The 16868-nt window shown below is 39.2% G+C and carries 16 protein-coding genes; 2 read left to right on the top strand and 14 right to left on the bottom strand.

Annotation, left to right across the window (positions count from 1 at the left end; all coding sequences use genetic code 11):
* Positions 1 to 387: 387 nt before the first annotated feature.
* Both cpu_RS01825 and cpu_RS01820 read right to left on the bottom strand, forming a co-directional pair.
* A complete protein-coding gene (locus cpu_RS01825) occupies positions 388 to 579 on the bottom strand; it encodes an SHOCT domain-containing protein (RefSeq protein WP_075858288.1) in 192 nt (63 codons plus the stop codon).
* 51 nt (positions 580 to 630) lie between these two features.
* Entirely contained in the window at positions 631 to 921 is a 291-nt protein-coding gene (locus tag cpu_RS01820) for an SHOCT domain-containing protein (protein ID WP_077177113.1), read from the bottom strand.
* Between the two features lie 255 nt (positions 922 to 1176).
* Here cpu_RS01820 and cpu_RS01815 point away from each other — a divergent pair, with 255 nt between their 5' ends.
* Positions 1177 to 1866: a hypothetical protein gene (locus cpu_RS01815; protein WP_088775880.1), complete on the top strand. Its 690-nt coding sequence runs from the start codon at positions 1177 to 1179 to the stop codon at positions 1864 to 1866.
* A gap of 425 nt (positions 1867 to 2291) precedes the next feature.
* Positions 2292 to 2501: a hypothetical protein gene (locus cpu_RS13750; protein ID WP_075858286.1), complete on the top strand. Its 210-nt coding sequence runs from the start codon at positions 2292 to 2294 to the stop codon at positions 2499 to 2501.
* Here cpu_RS13750 and cpu_RS01800 read toward each other — a convergent pair.
* The 12 genes from cpu_RS01800 to cpu_RS01740 all read right to left on the bottom strand — a co-directional run bounded on the left by cpu_RS01800 (position 2484) and on the right by cpu_RS01740 (position 16846).
* Positions 2484 to 3317 carry a hypothetical protein gene (locus tag cpu_RS01800; RefSeq protein ID WP_075858285.1) on the bottom strand — a complete coding sequence of 278 codons (834 nt, stop codon included), beginning with the start codon at positions 3315 to 3317 and terminating at the stop codon, positions 2484 to 2486. The genes cpu_RS13750 and cpu_RS01800 overlap by 18 nt on opposite strands.
* A gap of 235 nt (positions 3318 to 3552) precedes the next feature.
* The gene (locus cpu_RS01795; RefSeq protein ID WP_075858284.1) at positions 3553 to 4128 is read right to left on the bottom strand and encodes a hypothetical protein; all 576 of its coding nucleotides are present in this window, start codon (positions 4126 to 4128) and stop codon (positions 3553 to 3555) included.
* A 110-nt stretch (positions 4129 to 4238) separates the two neighbouring features.
* Positions 4239 to 5234 carry a DUF2971 domain-containing protein gene (locus tag cpu_RS01790; RefSeq protein WP_075858283.1) on the bottom strand — a complete coding sequence of 332 codons (996 nt, stop codon included), beginning with the start codon at positions 5232 to 5234 and terminating at the stop codon, positions 4239 to 4241.
* A gap of 1139 nt (positions 5235 to 6373) precedes the next feature.
* The gene (gene glmS / locus cpu_RS01780; RefSeq protein WP_075858282.1) at positions 6374 to 8203 is read right to left on the bottom strand and encodes a glutamine--fructose-6-phosphate transaminase (isomerizing); all 1830 of its coding nucleotides are present in this window, start codon (positions 8201 to 8203) and stop codon (positions 6374 to 6376) included.
* Positions 8204 to 8658: 455 nt separating this feature from the next.
* On the bottom strand, positions 8659 to 9990 hold the full coding sequence (gene glmM / locus cpu_RS01775) for a phosphoglucosamine mutase (RefSeq protein WP_075858281.1): 1332 nt from the start codon (positions 9988 to 9990) through the stop codon (positions 8659 to 8661).
* Positions 9991 to 9992: 2 nt separating this feature from the next.
* Complete coding sequence (locus cpu_RS01770; protein WP_075858280.1) at positions 9993 to 11591, bottom strand: NAD(P)/FAD-dependent oxidoreductase; 1599 nt, start codon at positions 11589 to 11591, stop codon at positions 9993 to 9995.
* A gap of 45 nt (positions 11592 to 11636) precedes the next feature.
* Positions 11637 to 12002, bottom strand: a complete 366-nt coding sequence (locus cpu_RS01765) for a CdaR family protein (RefSeq protein WP_075858279.1) — start codon at positions 12000 to 12002, stop codon at positions 11637 to 11639.
* Positions 12003 to 12005: 3 nt separating this feature from the next.
* A complete protein-coding gene (cdaA, locus tag cpu_RS01760; protein ID WP_075858278.1) occupies positions 12006 to 12803 on the bottom strand; it encodes a diadenylate cyclase CdaA in 798 nt (265 codons plus the stop codon).
* 80 nt (positions 12804 to 12883) lie between these two features.
* Positions 12884 to 14200 (bottom strand): uracil permease, encoded by a 1317-nt coding sequence (uraA, locus tag cpu_RS01755; RefSeq protein ID WP_075858277.1) that lies wholly within the window; start codon positions 14198 to 14200, stop codon positions 12884 to 12886.
* 99 nt (positions 14201 to 14299) lie between these two features.
* Positions 14300 to 15727, bottom strand: a complete 1428-nt coding sequence (locus tag cpu_RS01750) for an acyl-CoA carboxylase subunit beta (RefSeq protein ID WP_077177112.1) — start codon at positions 15725 to 15727, stop codon at positions 14300 to 14302.
* A gap of 65 nt (positions 15728 to 15792) precedes the next feature.
* On the bottom strand, positions 15793 to 16134 hold the full coding sequence (locus tag cpu_RS01745) for an XdhC family protein (protein WP_077177111.1): 342 nt from the start codon (positions 16132 to 16134) through the stop codon (positions 15793 to 15795).
* A gap of 1 nt (position 16135) precedes the next feature.
* Positions 16136 to 16846, bottom strand: coding sequence for an XdhC family protein (locus cpu_RS01740; protein ID WP_075858276.1), 711 nt, complete (start codon positions 16844 to 16846; stop codon positions 16136 to 16138).
* Positions 16847 to 16868: the final 22 nt, after the last annotated feature.

Here is a 16868-nt window from a genome sequence, read left to right as displayed (position 1 = left end):
TAGTTTGATAACAAACTAACGTCAATGGCATGTGTTTGTTTACTGCCTATCCCCTGATTTTCTCTTAAACTGTCAAGCGTCACATTCCCCGTTTTCTATATGATAAGTTATTAGACCATTACATTTCCCTGTTCAATTGCCGCAAAACCCGGAAGTTTATCTACATAATGCACTTTTCCTTTAGATACCATTATCGGCACACCCCAGCACTCGATAAAAAAAATTAAAAACTTCTTTTCTCAAGGTTTCATCAATGGGTATTATATTCAATGTATCTCACCTTCTTAAAAGCTATTCTTTTTTCATTTGGGCAATATTTTCCATTTCATTCCAAAAAGAAAAATCGGCCGAATAAATTAGAGTGGGCCGATTTTTTTACATCTTATATTATTTATTGCGCAAATCGTTTAGCATTTCTTTATAGGTTTCTTTAGAAATTTCGCCCCTGGCATATCTTTCTTTTAAAAGTTCTTCAGGGGTTTTCCCGGGAACAACTTTACTAAGAATATCATTGCCGGCTAGGTTCTTATAAATAAAGTAAACTATAACAGCTCCAAAAAGAATAATAAAAAACATCATTATTTACACCTCCCATCTAATCAACAAACTTAGCCGAACTAAACCTTCCCCTTATTTCTTGAGATCTTCTAATGCTTTTAAATATTCTTCTCTATTTATTTCACCTCGGGCATATCGTTCCTTTAATATTTCTTCTGCTGTTGACCGCCGGCTGGAAAGGGTTAAAGAACTGCTATGATTATTTACGGCTAATCGTTTTAAGATAACTACTGCTATAACTATAACTACAACTAGAACTACCATTAGGATTAATAGATTTATAAGAAAATCACCTGGGAAATATCCAAATCCATTGCCATTGCCATACCCATTACCGTAACCTGAAAAAAATCTCCACATCATTGCTATCGCCTCCTTTTAAGCCCATTATAAAGCAATATTGTTTCTAAAGTGTTGCATGATTATGGCAATTTAATCATATTTCCGTTTTTTATTTTTTCATATGAATTATGTACATCAACAAATTTAAGTTTACAAAAACGGCACTATTTTGTGACTTTTTCGAAACACATTATAAGCATAAGTCCTCTATAATATTTATAAAGGTCAGGGTCAGGTATCCCGGCCAACCATTAAGGATTAAAGGAGGAATTTATTATGTTGAAAAAAACTGGAATGAAGTTTCCATTGTTATTGATCGCTATAATTATCATAACAGGAGTTATTGCTTACGCTGCATCTTCCACTAGCCCTGGTTATTTGGGCTGGATGATGGGCGGTGGTTTTAACGGAATGATGGGTGGTTACAATTACAATTCCAGTAACTCTGGTCAATCATCAGTAAGTAGTACAGTTGATATGAATACTGCAAAAACTATTTTAAAAAAATACCTGGAAGCTATCGGAAATCCGAACTTAAAACTGGCAGAAATCATGGAGTTTGATAACCACTTTTATGCAGAAATCCAGGAAATAGACAGCAAAAAATACGCCATGGAGTTAATAGTGGATAAAATTACAGGAGCAGTCTCTCCTGAAATGGGACCTAATATGATGTGGAACACTAAATATGGTCATATGGGGCGAATGATGGGTTGGGCTTATAACAGGACAACTTTAAAAAATCGTATCACCGCTGAACAAGCCTTGCAGCTTGCCCAGCAGTACCTGGACAAAAACTTACCCGGCGTCAAAGCAGTAGAACCCCATGAATTTTACGGGTATTATACATTACACACTAAAAAAGATGGAAAAATTACTGGCATGTTAAGTGTCAACGGTGTTAACGGAAGTATCTGGTATCACTCGTGGCATGGGCAATTTTTGAGCATGGAAGAAAATGAGTAGGCCGAAAAAAAGGGATAAGTAGCGTAAGTCCTTCATTTTCAGGGTTTCGCACTTATCCCTTTACTATTCTTTATACTTTTTCCCTTAACCCTCGATTTGCTCAAAATTCCTTTCTCTCATAAAGAGGACCGACAAGGACCATGAACTCAGCAAGATGATTAAGGTTAAACCGGACAACAGAACAAACAGAAGGTAGGTAGGGGAGGATTGGTTCAAATCCACGATACCCCAGAAGTTATGTTTCTTTCCCAGATTATATACCATTGGTACGACCGCGACCACAAGGATGGCAAACAGATATTTGACGGTAACAACCTATTTTCTGGAAGTTGGCAGACTGTTAAGCAAGATGTGGCTGTTGTTTTTGTCCCCCTGAACAGCTGTGTTCATCGTAAAAAAATTGCAAAAAACGAGGAGTGTGCTGATTGATTTTAGTAGTTCTTGGGACACTTCCGAAATTTGCAGCCCTGGCAACTATTATTCCAGCTCCCGTTTTAGGGGAGCTGTTAATTAAAAAAAACCCTTTCTCAAACACCTTTGCATTTTCTTCAAAGGAACAACTTTTAATTGTGCTTCATAATAATCGAAATGCTAATCTTTATATGAGTCAATGTAAATTACTTAATAATCGTTAGTGCCTTTTCTAAATATTCATTCCAGTATTCATCGTCAGTTTCTATATCATGCATCCAATAGTACATCATAATTAATTCCAACTCTTGCTTATGACCTCTAATAAAAGCTTTATTGGACACCCTTGTATATAATGAATCTAAATTAAATAGATTCTTTTTCTGTTTGTAGTCATAATCATAAGGAAAATAAGGATTATCAGATTTCTTTTTATGCGTTGCAGGCCATTTCTTATAGTCCTTAGAAAATTTAAAAACATAAGTATATGCAAAAGCTGGAATACTTACATTATATTTTGCTTGAGTCTTCTCAATCCAGTCACTTATTGATTGAGTGAAAAAAGGGAGTTCATTGTATTTCATCGCTGAAATACTTTTGACTCTATGATAATCCTTAATAAATAGGAATAACATTTCAGTTTGATCTTTTAAAAATGGATATTTTTTTATCAATTTAGAATAACAATCATATGAAGCGCTTCTAAATTCACTCTCAGTACTATAGAGCAAAAATATGTCGTTTTCATCAAGAATTTTGCCTATAATTCTATGCATGTATTTCCCATATTCATCGTATATATTTACAAGCCAATCTTGAATATCTTTATCATAATCACGTAATTGCTTCCGAAAAGCATCAAGTCTTTCATTATTGAGAATTGTTTGATTCTCAACCTCAGTAATATCTAAGTAATTATTAAAATATTCAAAGATATAATCCACACATAGCTTTATATTGTCAATTCTTTTCTCAACATCGAATTCAATTAGCTTATCTTCTTTTTTTCTTTTAGCAATGTATTCTTCAATTGTAAGCATACCCTGCACCTCATATAATCAAATTTCTTTTGTTGACTCTTGATCCCCCTGCCATTGTAAATTACTGTAAGTTCTCCTGCTTCTTCTTATACATCTAAAAATTTGTCCTAAAATTCCCTAAATGCACCTAAAAAATGACAATATAGTCGTGTTATTGTAGGAATTTCTCTTTATACTAATAAGGCCTCTTGTTTTAAAAATAAAACTATTAGCTATGTAAAGCTTATACACTTCATTAAATTTTATTATATTTTTCAATAAGCCACTTTGGACAGTAACTACTAATATCTTGAGGGAGAGGACAATTATTTATCCTTTTCCATTCCTCTTCAGCAATATTCCCCCAATAGATTTCACTATTATAATTATAAACCTCTAAGAATTTTTCACATGAAATTACTAACTTTTTATAATCATCCCTATTATATTTTCTTATTTTAAATGCAAAAAACCATGCCTCTCCCTCATCTCCTGTAAAAGTGTCTCTCCAAGGATCACTGGTATATGTTATATTTAATTTTTCAGTATCATTCAAAGAACCACGATGTTTATGGTAAACATGGCCTACCTCATGCAAAAATCGTAATGTTATCACTTCACTAAATGTCTTGGCTTGAATCGGAAATAAAATATAAACGTCCCAATGGCCTGTAATTTTTATAAAGATATTATTATTAAACCTTAACGACCTTTCACATCTTTCATCATCGACAAATACAACATTTTCAACCCCATATCTTTTTGCAAAATCAACAAACTCCCTTGGTGGTTTTACAAAGTTTAACCCTTGCATTGCTTTAGGTATATCCATAAAAATATCCTCCTTATTGGTATTAAAATAAGAACTTTTCTCCAAATAGTAGTATGATATTATCTTTTAAGATTTTCTAGTTCTGCTAAAGGCTAGAATGATTATTTAATTTATTGTTGGTTTGGATGATACAACATTTTTTGTACTAAAACATAGGATGTTTCTGAAAGCATCATTTGAAAAAGAGGAATCTTCTTTATGATTGCTATTTCTTTTAGCCTCCCAATATTTTCAGCACTTGCTTTGGCACCTATATATAAAGCTTTAGGTTTAGGTAATTTAATAAAACGCTGTTCTTCTGAAGCATTTGGACCCAATGGAAAGACTATTCGCCATTCTTTTTCATATGCCCAATGTGTTGACTTTGTTATCGTTGGGTAAATCCCGAAGAGGTTATTAAATGAGTGGTCTCTCCTAATTAATGGTTGCAATATATATTGCGTTGCGTCGAATAAATCATCAGTGTAATTAATTGGGAAAAGCATTCTACTCTGTGGATTAAGTGGACCCAATTCTTTAAAGTTATATTCTATACAAAAGCCAGTATGGTTCTCAGAATAATGACTCCACATGAGAATACTATCCTTCACTTCACTTAAACACATCACTAAATATCCTGTTTGGAAGCTACTTCGAAACTGAGCAAAAATGGATTTAATTTGTTCTAAGGTAATTTCAGATAAAGATCTTGCAAAATCCTCTTCCTTACCATGAAGGGTTTCATCAAATCTTGCTACATGTTTTGAAAAAGAATAAAACGGATCTTCTGAATTACGAATTTCCCTAATTGCCTGATCGCTAAGGGATATTCCAAGTTTATTTTGTAATTCTATAAGTATTTTTTGCATATTTCTATGGAGAAAAAGTTCCTTACTTAATAATGCGTAATTAATCTTTATGCTTGCGTCAAACGGATCATTGAATTCTGAGGGATATGACAGCCTTTCACGTTCATTTTTAAGATTATCAAGACTATATTCGCTAAGACTTCGGTAACGATATAATGCATTAGGTATATGTCTGTGTTTTAATTGTATTGCCTCTTCAATACGCATTTCATCAGGATTTAGTGGAAAAAGCAGCCTTAAGAATTCTTTAATCCACATTATATATGAAACCACCTTTTTAAGCAGATAAATACAATGAACAGTTTACCATGACGTTCAGTAGTATAAACGTGTAAGTTTCCAAAATATTATTAAAATTGTCTGCCCGCTAGCCTAATAAAAGTGGATGAAAAAACATCATCTTTAACAGAGCCGTAATAAAAGGGTGTTTTTTAACTTTTCCGAAAAGGTATCTTTTCACTAATTAGAGTAAAGAACTAATACCCAATCAGGTGCTTTCTGATAAACTAAACCATGAGTGTAACTTATTAAGGAAAAATCACTTTAAAAATTGTCGTTTTTTCTGCTAATTCAGTTGGTTCAGTTCCCCAGTAATATTCGTCTTATAATAAAATTTCCTGCAGCTGTTCTTTATCCAAGTTTTATGCCTCCTAAAAAATGTATTTAAATCATATTCCGGGATTTCCTGTTTTATTTTTTTGCCTCTTCAGCTAAATAAAGATACCATGTTAAATTCCAATTTTTGGTAAAAATGTAGTACTAACATAGAATGATTTAGGCAATGTTCCTGAAATGGATATAGTTATCCATTATCAACATTTACATTCTTAATAACTTCAATTATATAATTCTTCATATCTTGGCAAAATTCCTTTCTTATCCCCGCTTTTCTCATCACATTCCATAGCTTTGGAATTCTCCCTGTCTTTTCAACTCATGAATAGCCAACTTTATTCTTCTTAACTGAAAGTCCCTCCTACTTTTCTTCACCGAATCGAGCTATTGCTTTGTGAGGAATAGTTTATCCAAATGTTTTTCATGTTTATTTAAAAAAACCCTTTCCATTCCCCTCCACCCTGTGTAAAATCTACATGGGACTTTATGGTAGGTAATAAAGTTTTTCTGTGACGCAGTATTATTTTCCCGATAATTTCCCAAATACTCCTCCAATTTTTGTGAAAAAAGTTGTTCCAAATGGGTAGGATCATCGTTCAAGAAAAAAAGGGATAAGTGGCATTAAATCAACGTTCTTAAAGACTTTCCACTTATCCCTTTGCGGTTCATTATGAACTTAAGCCTTAATCCTTTTCCCTTAACACTCATTCAACGGAACCACTTTTTTCGCATGAGTAGGAGGAATAAATGAAAAATACACCAAAAGGTGGTTTAGTTAAAACTTACTCCACCGTCACGCTCTTAGCCAGGTTTCGCGGTTTGTCGACATCGTTACCCCGTAAGACCGACATGTGGTAGGCTAAAAGCTGCAGGGGCACTACCGCTAAAATTGGGGCCAGTAACTCCGGTACCCGGGGAAGATAGATCTGGTCGTCGGTTACTTTAGCAAGTTCCTTTTTACCTTCAAAGGCGATGCCGAGGATGGTAGCTTCCCGGGCGTTTACTTCTTTTATGTTAGAAAGCATTTTTTCAAACAAAGCTTCCTGGGTTGCTAAAGCTATTACTGGTACGTCTTTGACGATTAAAGCTAAAGTTCCGTGTTTTAATTCACCAGCGGCGTAGGCTTCGGCGTGGATGTAGGAGATTTCTTTTAGTTTTAGCTGGCCTTCCAAACTTACGGCAAAGTCAAGGCCCCGGCCGATAAAGAAAGCATCTTCTTTAGTTAAGTGTTTTTTAGCGAATTCGATAACTTTAGCTTCGGCATCAAGAACTTCCTGGACTTTTTGTGGAATTTCTTTCAGCCCCTGGACCATTTCTTTATAGAGCTTTTCCTCGATACTTCCTTTGGCCCGGCCAAGATAAAGAGCTAAAAGGTACATCACCAAAAGCTGGGTGGTGTAAGCTTTAGTGGAAGCTACGGCAATTTCCGGGCCCGCCCAGGTGTAGATAACATCGTCGGCCTCCCGGGAAACCGAGCTTCCCACCACGTTGGTGACGGCCAGTACCCGGGCCCCCCGTTTCTTGGCCTCCCTTAGAGCCGCTAAGGTGTCGGCAGTCTCGCCGGACTGGCTGATGACTATTAAAAGATCGCCTTCCTTTATTAACGGGTCCCGGTAGCGAAATTCGGAAGCTACGTCAATTTCCACCGGTATCCGGACCAATTTTTCTAAAAGATATTTTCCTACCAGTCCTGCATGGTAAGCAGTACCGCAGGCGGAAATAAAGATGCGGTTTAAATTTTGATAATAGGAAAGATTAGCTTCAATTTCGGGAAGTTTAACCTCGAGGCTTTCAAGGTCTAGCCGGCCCGCCAAGGTATCCCGTAGAGCTTTGGGCTGCTCAAAGATTTCTTTTTGCATAAAGTGGGCATAGCCGCCTTTTTCTGCTTCTTCGGCGTTCCAGGTTACTTCATAGATTTCTTTAGCTACAGGATTACCATCCATGTCGTAAATTTTTACCGTATTAGCGGTAAGTTCAGCTATTTCCCCATCTTCTAAAATATAGGTCTTCCGGGTGTGGGCTAAGATAGCCGGAATGTCTGAGGCAAGGAAATTCTCGCCTTCGCCTAACCCCACTACCAAGGGACTATCTTTTCTTACCGCTACAATCCTCCCCGGCTCATTGGCGGCAAGAAAAGCTACTGCATACGAGCCGTGAAGGCGTTTTTGAAGCTTTATAACTGCCTCTAAAAGGTCGCCATCATAATACTTCTCTAAAAGGTGCGCTAAAACTTCAGTATCGGTTTCCGAACGGAAAGTATGGCCTTCGGCTATCAGCTCTTCTTTTAATTCCAGGTAGTTTTCAATGATGCCGTTATGCACCACCGCAAACTTGCCCGTGCAGTCATAGTGGGGATGGGCGTTTTCGTCGGACGGTTTGCCGTGAGTTGCCCAGCGGGTGTGGCCGATGCCCGCGGCGGCATTTAAAACCACCCCAGCAAGTTTTTCTTCTAAGTTGGCAATTTTGCCTACGGATTTGGTTATTCTTATTTCGTTATCCTCAATTACGGCAATCCCTGCCGAATCATACCCTCTATATTCTAATTTTTTAAGACCATTTATTAAAATTGGTGCTGCAGGATTAGGTCCTATATAGCCAACAATTCCGCACATGTTCGTTTCCTCCAATCAAAAATAGTTTATTATTTTTAGTATTTTCAAAAGGCAAAAAAGCAATAAGATGCCTACCCACTTTGAATAGTGGGAAGTGTGAAGTATTTTCTTTGTGAGACCGACTCCAGCCGGCGTTATTTGTAGGTTTGGCCTTAGCCGACCTCCTTAATCTGGCAGCTTAAAGCACACCTACGGTTTTGCGGGCTAAAGCCGCCCTAAACTAGAAAGGTAGGAAGTTGGATGTGAGAAGCTTGAAAAAAGATTTATTCCAACCTTCAACTTCCAACCTCTAACTTCAATTCGCCCGGCGCCCTTTGTCCCGAAGATTGCTCTTCGGTTTTGTCCGACGCCTTTCACGGCCGCGAAAAAGCCGGGAGGCATCCGCCGATAACCTCGATAAACCTCCTCCTCGTCAACCCCAAAAGGGGTCCCGGCGCTTTAAGGCAATAACTTGCCTATAATTTTTTGATAACCGCTATAATCTCATCCACCACCTCCTCGGTAAGGTTATGCTTCGGCCCTTCCGCCATAACCCGGATTAAAGGCTCGGTTCCGGAAGGCCTTACCAAAATCCTTCCTTCCCCAAGCTTTTTCTCACCAAGGGCAATGGCGTCTTTAAGTGCCGGTGAAGCCATTATTTTTTCTTTATCCAAAACCCGCACGTTTTTTAAGACCTGCGGGAATTTGGGCATCTGGGCAGCAAGTTCGGACAGCTTTTTCCCTTCATCTACCAGAACCTGCATGAGCTGAAGAGCGGTAATGATGCCGTCTCCGGTGGTGTTATGGTCTAAAAGGATAATGTGGCCCGACTGTTCGCCACCAATTACCGCCCCGCTTCTAAGCATCTCTTCTAAAACATACCTGTCGCCAACTTTTGTCTCTAAAACCTCAATACCCTCCAGGGCAAAAGCTTTTTTCAACCCCAAATTGCTCATTACCGTTACCACAATGCGGTTATTTTTTAATAAGCCCTTTTTCTTTAAGTACTTACCAATAATCAACATAATCTGGTCGCCATCAACCAGATTTCCCTTTTCATCCACCGCCAGCACCCGGTCAGCATCACCGTCATGGGCAAGACCCAGATGAGCACCTTCCTCCACCACAGCTCGCATTAGAGCTTCCGGGTGGGTCGAACCGCAGTTAGCATTAATATTGGTACCATCGGGAGTGTTAAAAATAGGAATAACCTCCGCCCCAAGTTCTTCATAAATCTTGGGAGCAACGTAAGAAGCAGCGCCATTGGCACAATCCACCACTAACCTAAGACCCGATAAAGGCAATTCTACCGTATCTTTGGCAAATGATTTATAAAGCAAACTGGCGTCACGAATTTCCTGCACCCGTCCTATCCCGGCACCGGTAGGCCGAAACGGAATTTCTTTTTCTCCTAATACATACTTTTCAATTTCCTCTTCCACTTCATCGGGAAGTTTAAAGCCGGTACCGCTGAAAAATTTAATGCCGTTATCCTCCATGGGGTTGTGGGAGGCCGAGATTACTGTCCCGGCTAAAGCCTTTAATTCCCGGGTTAAATACGCAATCGCTGGAGTAGGCATAACCCCAACTTTAAAAACATCTAAACCCACCGATAAGATGCCGGCAGTTATTGACGCTTCTAAAAGATCTCCGGAAATGCGGGTATCTTTCCCTACTACAATACCCTGACCGTTATATTTTTCCTTTAACACATAGGCAGCAGCCCGCCCTAATTTATAGGCAAGTTCCGGGGTGAGATCACTATTGGCCACCCCCCGGACGCCATCAGTTCCAAAAAGTCTTCCCATGCTTAGCCCCCCTTTTTTAGGTAATCTATTACCTTTTCCGCTGTTCTTATTCCATCTACCGCAGCACTTACTATACCTCCGGCATAGCCGGCCCCTTCTCCGGCAGGAAATAACCCCAAAAATCCTATGGCCATCCCTTTTTCATCCCGGGTAATCCGCACCGCTGAGGAGGTCCTGGTTTCCGGTCCGGTTAAGATACCCCTTTCAATAAACCCCGGAATTTTCCGGTCAAAATCTTTTAAACCCTCTTTAAGCATTTGGTTTATATATTCGGGAAAGAGCTCATTTAAATCGGATGCTTTAACCCCCGGTTTATAAGTAGCATTGGCTATTTCTTCAAAACTACTAATTCTTTCTTCAATAAAATCTACAGCCCTTTGCGCCGGTGCCCCGTAGTTTTCACCGCCCATTTTATAGGCTTTTTCTTCAATTTGCCGCTGAAACTTCACTCCCCCTAACGGACCGTCGGGATAATCTTCTGGACTTACCGATACCGCAAGAGCGCTGTTCGCGAATTGACCGTCCCGATGGTAATAACTCATGCCGTTGGTAACCACCCCACCTTCTTCGGAAGAAGCACCGACCACCACGCCTCCTGGACACATGCAAAAGCTAAAAGTAGCTCTCCCCAGGGTATTATTTTTATATACCAGCTGGTAATCGGCAGCTCCCAGTTTGGGATGGCCCGCATAACGGCCGTACTGGGCTTTATTTATCATATCTTGAGGATGTTCTATCCGTAATCCTATCGCAAAGGGCTTAGGCTCCAAGGTAACTCCAGTTTTTAATAACATTTCAAAACTATCCCGGGCCGAGTGTCCCAGTGCCAATACCACCGCCGAAGCCCTGCACTCTTCGCGCCCATTTATCTTAACTCCCACTACTTTTCCCTTTTCCACCATTAATCCCGTAACCTTTGCCGAAAACCTCACTATACCCCCTAATTTTAGTATCTCTTTTCTTAAATTTACCACCACCTGCCGCAGGCGGTCGGTACCAATGTGAGGTTTGGCAAGGTAGGCAATTTCTTCCGGAGCTCCAGCAGCTATAAGCCATTTATAAACTAATGCTATCCGGCGGTCATGAGTGCGAGTGGTAAGCTTCCCGTCGGAAAAAGTACCGGCTCCTCCTTCGCCAAACTGAACATTGGACTCGGTGTTTAGTTTACCCTTTTCCCAAAACTCTTTTACATCTTCTACCCGTTCCGGTACCGGCTTTCCCCTCTCTAAAAGCAAAACCGGTAATCCCGCCTTCACTAAAGCAAGAGCAGCAAAAAGTCCGGCCGGTCCTGCTCCTACCACTACCACCCGCTGGTCTAAAGATATATTTAAATTATGAAAATCTTCCGCCTCCGGTTCCGGTAAAGAAACATACTGGTCTTCTAAAAGTTTTTTGGCTTTTGCTTCTGATACCGCAATGTCTACCAAAACCGTATACACAAAAAAAAGCCGCTCTTTTTTGCGAGCATCTAGGGCTTTCTTAATAATTTTAAGGGAATTTATTTGCCCTTCCTTTAGACCATATTTGCGACTTATTTCTGCTTTCAGCCTATTTTCTGCGTCTTCAATTTTAAGCCTTAAGTTACTGATTTTAAATAGCATTGCTGCCACCTTTGGGATAAAAATATCAATGAAATTATAGTTATTTTATTTTTTCTTGTCAATTTCAATAAAAACCTCTACCTTATCAGTACTGTAATAAATCCCATCTTCCCGCACAAGTGGTATCGTTACCTTTCTGCTTTTTCTGGCAGCATTAATATTTATTTCTTCGGTCAACACAGTATCCCTTAAAGCCCCCTGGGGAAACCAGCCCGAAACCCTAACAGTAGGTGGAGTAATCTCCGTTCTTGTAATCTGGTAGCCGGGCGCCGGTTTTCCGGTAATCACTGGTGTCACCTTTACTACCTTCCGGTACACCGGTATAAAGGTACTTTTTTCATTGGAAACATAAAACCACAGGAGAATAGCTAAAAACACCGAGGTTATTTTTAAGATAAGGTTTTCCCGCAACGCTTATAACCCCCAATTTTTCCCGCTTTCCCGGTAAAAAAGAAGATTTTCCACAAGTTTTCGGGATAGTTCCTCCCGGCTTAAGTACCGGTAAAGTTTCCCCTCCACCGCCAGGGAAATAACTCCTGTCTCTTCGGAGACTATCAGCACCACCGCGTCAGTCTCTTCACTAAGCCCAAGCCCTGCTCGGTGGCGAGTACCAAGATTTTTTAAGGGAAAATCATTACTAGATAGCGGTAAAAAACAGGCTGCTGCCGCTATTCTTCCTTCTCTTATAATTACCGCTCCATCATGTAAAGGAGATTTGGGGATAAAAATATTGGTTAAGAGCTCCGCCGACAACTCGGCATCTATTTTTACTCCCGTTTCTATGTACTCATTTAATCCGGTATTACGCTCCACTACCACCAACGCCCCTATTTTTTGTTCAGAAAGCTTTAAAGCGGCATTGGTCAATATTTCTATAGTCTGGCGGAGCTGTTTTTCATCGGTTTCGGTAAGGGTAGTTTTAAAAAGAGAACCCCGGCCGAGCTGCTCTAAAGCCCGCCTTAATTCCGGTTGAAAAACAATCGGTAAGGCTACCGCTAAAAAGGTCATCGACTGTTTTAAGAGCCAGCTCACCGTATTAAGCCCTAAGGCTTTGGCTAAGGCATTAGCTAAAAGCAGGATAACTACCCCTTTTAAAAGGGATTCGGCTCTACTTCCCCGGATTAACACTAACAGCTTATAAATTACAAAAGAGACGATCGCAATATCTAAGATAGTTGTTAAAAAATATGGAATAATCTCGCTAACGCCCATGGATCTTCCCCTTGTTTTCTACTATATAGGTTATTTTAGCATTTTTCTTCTTAAAAAGTAAGAAAACCGGCAGTAAAAATTTAATGCCGGTTAGTTTCCGATGCTTTTTTACGGACAAGATCTCCGGAATTAGTAAGCTCCTCATTTAACAACCCAACAGCATTTAATATGTAAATAATTAAGCTTAAGATGATCCCTACTACCGCTGCTAATGCCATACCTTTTAGCTCAACTGTACCCATGGTTATTTTTGCTCCACTTACTCCCACCGTAAAAACTACCGCCGATAAAACTAAATTAACGTTTTTTCCGTAGTCAACCATTTGTTCTATTAGCATCCTAATCCCCGAAACAGCAATTACTCCAAATAAAAGTAGACTTATTCCCCCCATAACCGGAGTTGGAATAGTTTGAATAGCCGCTGCAATCTTACCAACCAACGATAAAATAATCGCTAAAATTGCTGCTCCTCGAATAACCCACACCGAATAAACCCGGGTAATAGCCATAACACCAATGTTTTCGCCATATGTAGTATTAGGAGGTGAACCGGTAAAACCAGAAATAAAGTTTGTGACACCGTCGGCAAAAAGGGATAAATGAAGGCCAGGCTTATTTACCAAATCCCGTTCAATAATATTTCCTGTAACTATTAAATGACCAATATGTTCCGCCAATACCACCAGTGCCGCCGGTGCTATTAAAAGTATGGCATTTAGATTAAATTCAGGAGTGCTAAAGGTAGGAAGCTTAAACCAGGGAGCCTTGGCCACTAAAGAAAAATCTACCATCCCCTGTGTCCAAGCAAAAAAATATCCAGCTATTATGGCAATTAAAACCGGAATAATCTGCAGAAAACCACGAAAAACTACCGAACCAACTACTGCCACTATCAGGGTAAACATGGAAACCATGACGACTTTAGGATTCATCACCCAGTTTGGGCCATCAGGTGCAATACCTGCCATTTGCGCAGCTACTGGTGCTAACTCAAGACCAATTACCGCTACCACTGCCCCCATAACCGGTGGGGGTAAAACAACATCGATCCATTTTGTACCAGCTATGTAAATAATACCGGAAACTACAATAAAAAACAGGCCAAAAAACATAAAGCCTGACTGGGCAGCAGGGAAACCCCATTTGGAGATGATCAGCAAGGTAGGAGCAATAAAAGCAAAACTTGAGCCAAGATAAGCAGGAATTCCTCCACGGGTAATAAAAGAATAAAGCAAAGTCCCAATACCGTTCATTAATAAAGCAATAGCCGGGTCAATTTTAAATAAGAGAGGTACTAAAACTGTAGCACCAAACATTGCCATGAGGTGTTGTAAGCTAAGAGGAAGTGTTTCCAGTATAGGAAGTTTCTCCTCCACCTGAATAATGCGCCTTGCCATTCTTTCACCCTTTCCAAAAATATTAATTTGTTTTATTCTACCATATTACTTTATATTGCAACAATAAGCGACAAATTCTTGTTTTAATAGTTAGTAAAATTAAAGCGGTAGGTTTCCATGTTTTTTAACCTTGGTTTTGTTTTTTAAGTTATTTAAAAATTTTGTAGCGTAAATTATCTTATTTCTTAAATCTTCTGGTTTAATAATAATATCCACCACTCCCTTGATCGCCGCATTGTTGGGATTATCATAATAATTAAGAATCTCCTTTTCTTTCATTTTAGCTTCTTTTTGTCCAGCAAATAAAATATTCGCTGCAGCTTTTGCTTCCATTACTCCAATCTTAGCCGTTGGTAAGGCAAGGGTTACATCTGCTCCTAGGTTTTTGCTGCACATAGCTATATATCCTCCACCATAAGCTTTTCCCAAAATTACAGTAATTTTAGGTACTGTTGCTTCACCATAAGCATATAAAAGCTTTGCGCCGTGACGCAAAATTCCTTTTTCTTCCTGCTCCACCCCGGGTAAAAAACCAGGCACATCAACTAAAGTTAACAGCGGTATGTTGAAGGAATCACAAAAACGAATAAATCTAGAAGCTTTTATTGAAGCATTACTGTCCAGATAACCTTCCAAAACTAGAGGTTGATTGGCAATTATTCCAAAAGTGTTACCTCCAATCCGCCCAAAACCTACTACGATATTTTCAGCAAAGAAAGGCTGAACTTCCAAAAATTTATGATAATCAACAATGGAGTTGATTACCTTTTTAATATCATAAATACCATCCTTTTGCTTTATTATCTTTTCAATTTCCGGCACTTTACGTAATCCTTCACCCTGTTCTGTTCTTGGAAATTCAAAGGCATTTGCCGGAAGAAACTCCAATAAATCTTTGGTAATTTTTATTGCATTGGCAAGATCTTCTGCATAAAAATGCGCAACTCCACTTTTTGTTGTATGTACTTTTGCACCACCTAAAGTTTGCACGTTCGTTATTTCTCCGGTTAGTTCGCTTATAACTGCAGGTCCATTGACAAACATCGTTGCCTCTTTTACAAAAATTAAAAAATCCGCAAGGACTCCAGAATAAGCTGCTCCCCCAGCGCAAGCCCCACTGGCAATGGCAATCTGCGGTATAATGCCTGAAGCTTTAATAATCTTGGCAAATATTTTACTAAAACCTTCTAAAGCTTCAACCCCTTCTTGTATCCGTGCTCCTCCTGATTCAATGAAAAAAATAAAAGGAAAACCTTTGTCAGCTGCAAATTCTATAGCCCTACTTAGCTTTTGGGCATGTATAGCCCCTACAGTACCACCAAGTACAGTAAAATCCTGAGAAGCCACTACCACAGGTTTTCCGCTAATGGTACCAAAACCAGTAATTATGCCATCTCCGGATATGTCTTTCAAATTAGAAGTTTTTGTTCTTAGTTTGGCTAGTTCTCCAATTTCCAAAAAACTATCTTTATCTAATAAATTTATTATCCTTTCCCGGGCTGAAATTTTAACTTTATCCCTTTCCATACTCTTTCCCCCTCTTTTTTATATTTATTGAAATTTCTGTCTATTTAAATTAAAAAAATACCTTATTATTCTCTCCCAGGTGGTACTAACAGCTCTAAATAAACCTCCAGACTTCCCCCGCAAATCATTCCGTCTTCCCCGGCTAAAAAATCAGTTAAATAGCTTTTTACCAGGGCATATTTTTTTTCCGGAGTATCAAAAAGAGTAAGGGCTTCTTTTTTTACTTCCGCTTCCACGCAGCCACCGCCAATAGACCCTATGGTCGTACCATCCCGCAGGACCAGCATTTTAGCCCCTGGTTTTCTGGGAGTAGAACCCCGGGTAGCAATAATTGTTGCTAATACCCCCGGCTCTTTTATAAGCACTTTATTTATTTCCTGAAGAAATTCAAGACTCATGGTTTCCATTTTATTTCACCCCAGATTTTAGGTGTCTTTGATTTTTACGGTAATAAACCGCTTGGATTTCGGCTATTATTGACAAAGCTACTTCTGCCGGTTCGGTTCCCCCAAGGTCTAATCCGATAGGAGCGTAAATCTTCTTTACATCTTCTTCAGAATAGCCTTTTTCTACTAATGCTTTAAATATCGCTTTTACTTTGGTACGGCTTCCAATCATTCCAAGATAGGCAAGGTTATAAGGTAAAAATTTTTCCACACAGGTAAGATCATGGTGATGCCCTCGAGTTACCACTACTACCGCCAGATTTTCCGTTGGAATAACATAATCTAACACCCGGTCAAAACTGTCACAAATATAGTTATCTGCTCCGGGTATATTTTGAGAGGTAACAAAAGTCGGCCGATCATCGTAGAGGGTTATGGTAAAACCAAGCTCCCGGGCAAAAGTAACTAACGGCCGAGCTATATGTCCTGCTCCCAGGATAAGAAGCTTTCTTTGGGGAATAATTGGCTCGATAAAGATTCCCTCTTCTTTAAGATATATCGGCTCTTTTATATCTTGCGAGAAATATTTTTGAAGGAGCAAAGCCTTTTCCTCAGAGACAAACAGTACCTCTCCCGCTTCATCCAGAAGAAGTTTTTCCTCGGAAAATAGACGGGTTATTAAAAAACTTTTCTTTCCTTCTAAAAGCTTTTCTTCTATTAATTTATACAACATAATATTAACTCCTCATTTAAAT

The sequence above is a fragment of the Carboxydothermus pertinax genome (assembly GCF_001950255.1).
Taxonomy (GTDB): Bacteria; Bacillota; Z-2901; order Carboxydothermales; family Carboxydothermaceae; genus Carboxydothermus; species Carboxydothermus pertinax.
This window is presented reverse-complemented; position numbering and strand designations above follow the sequence as displayed.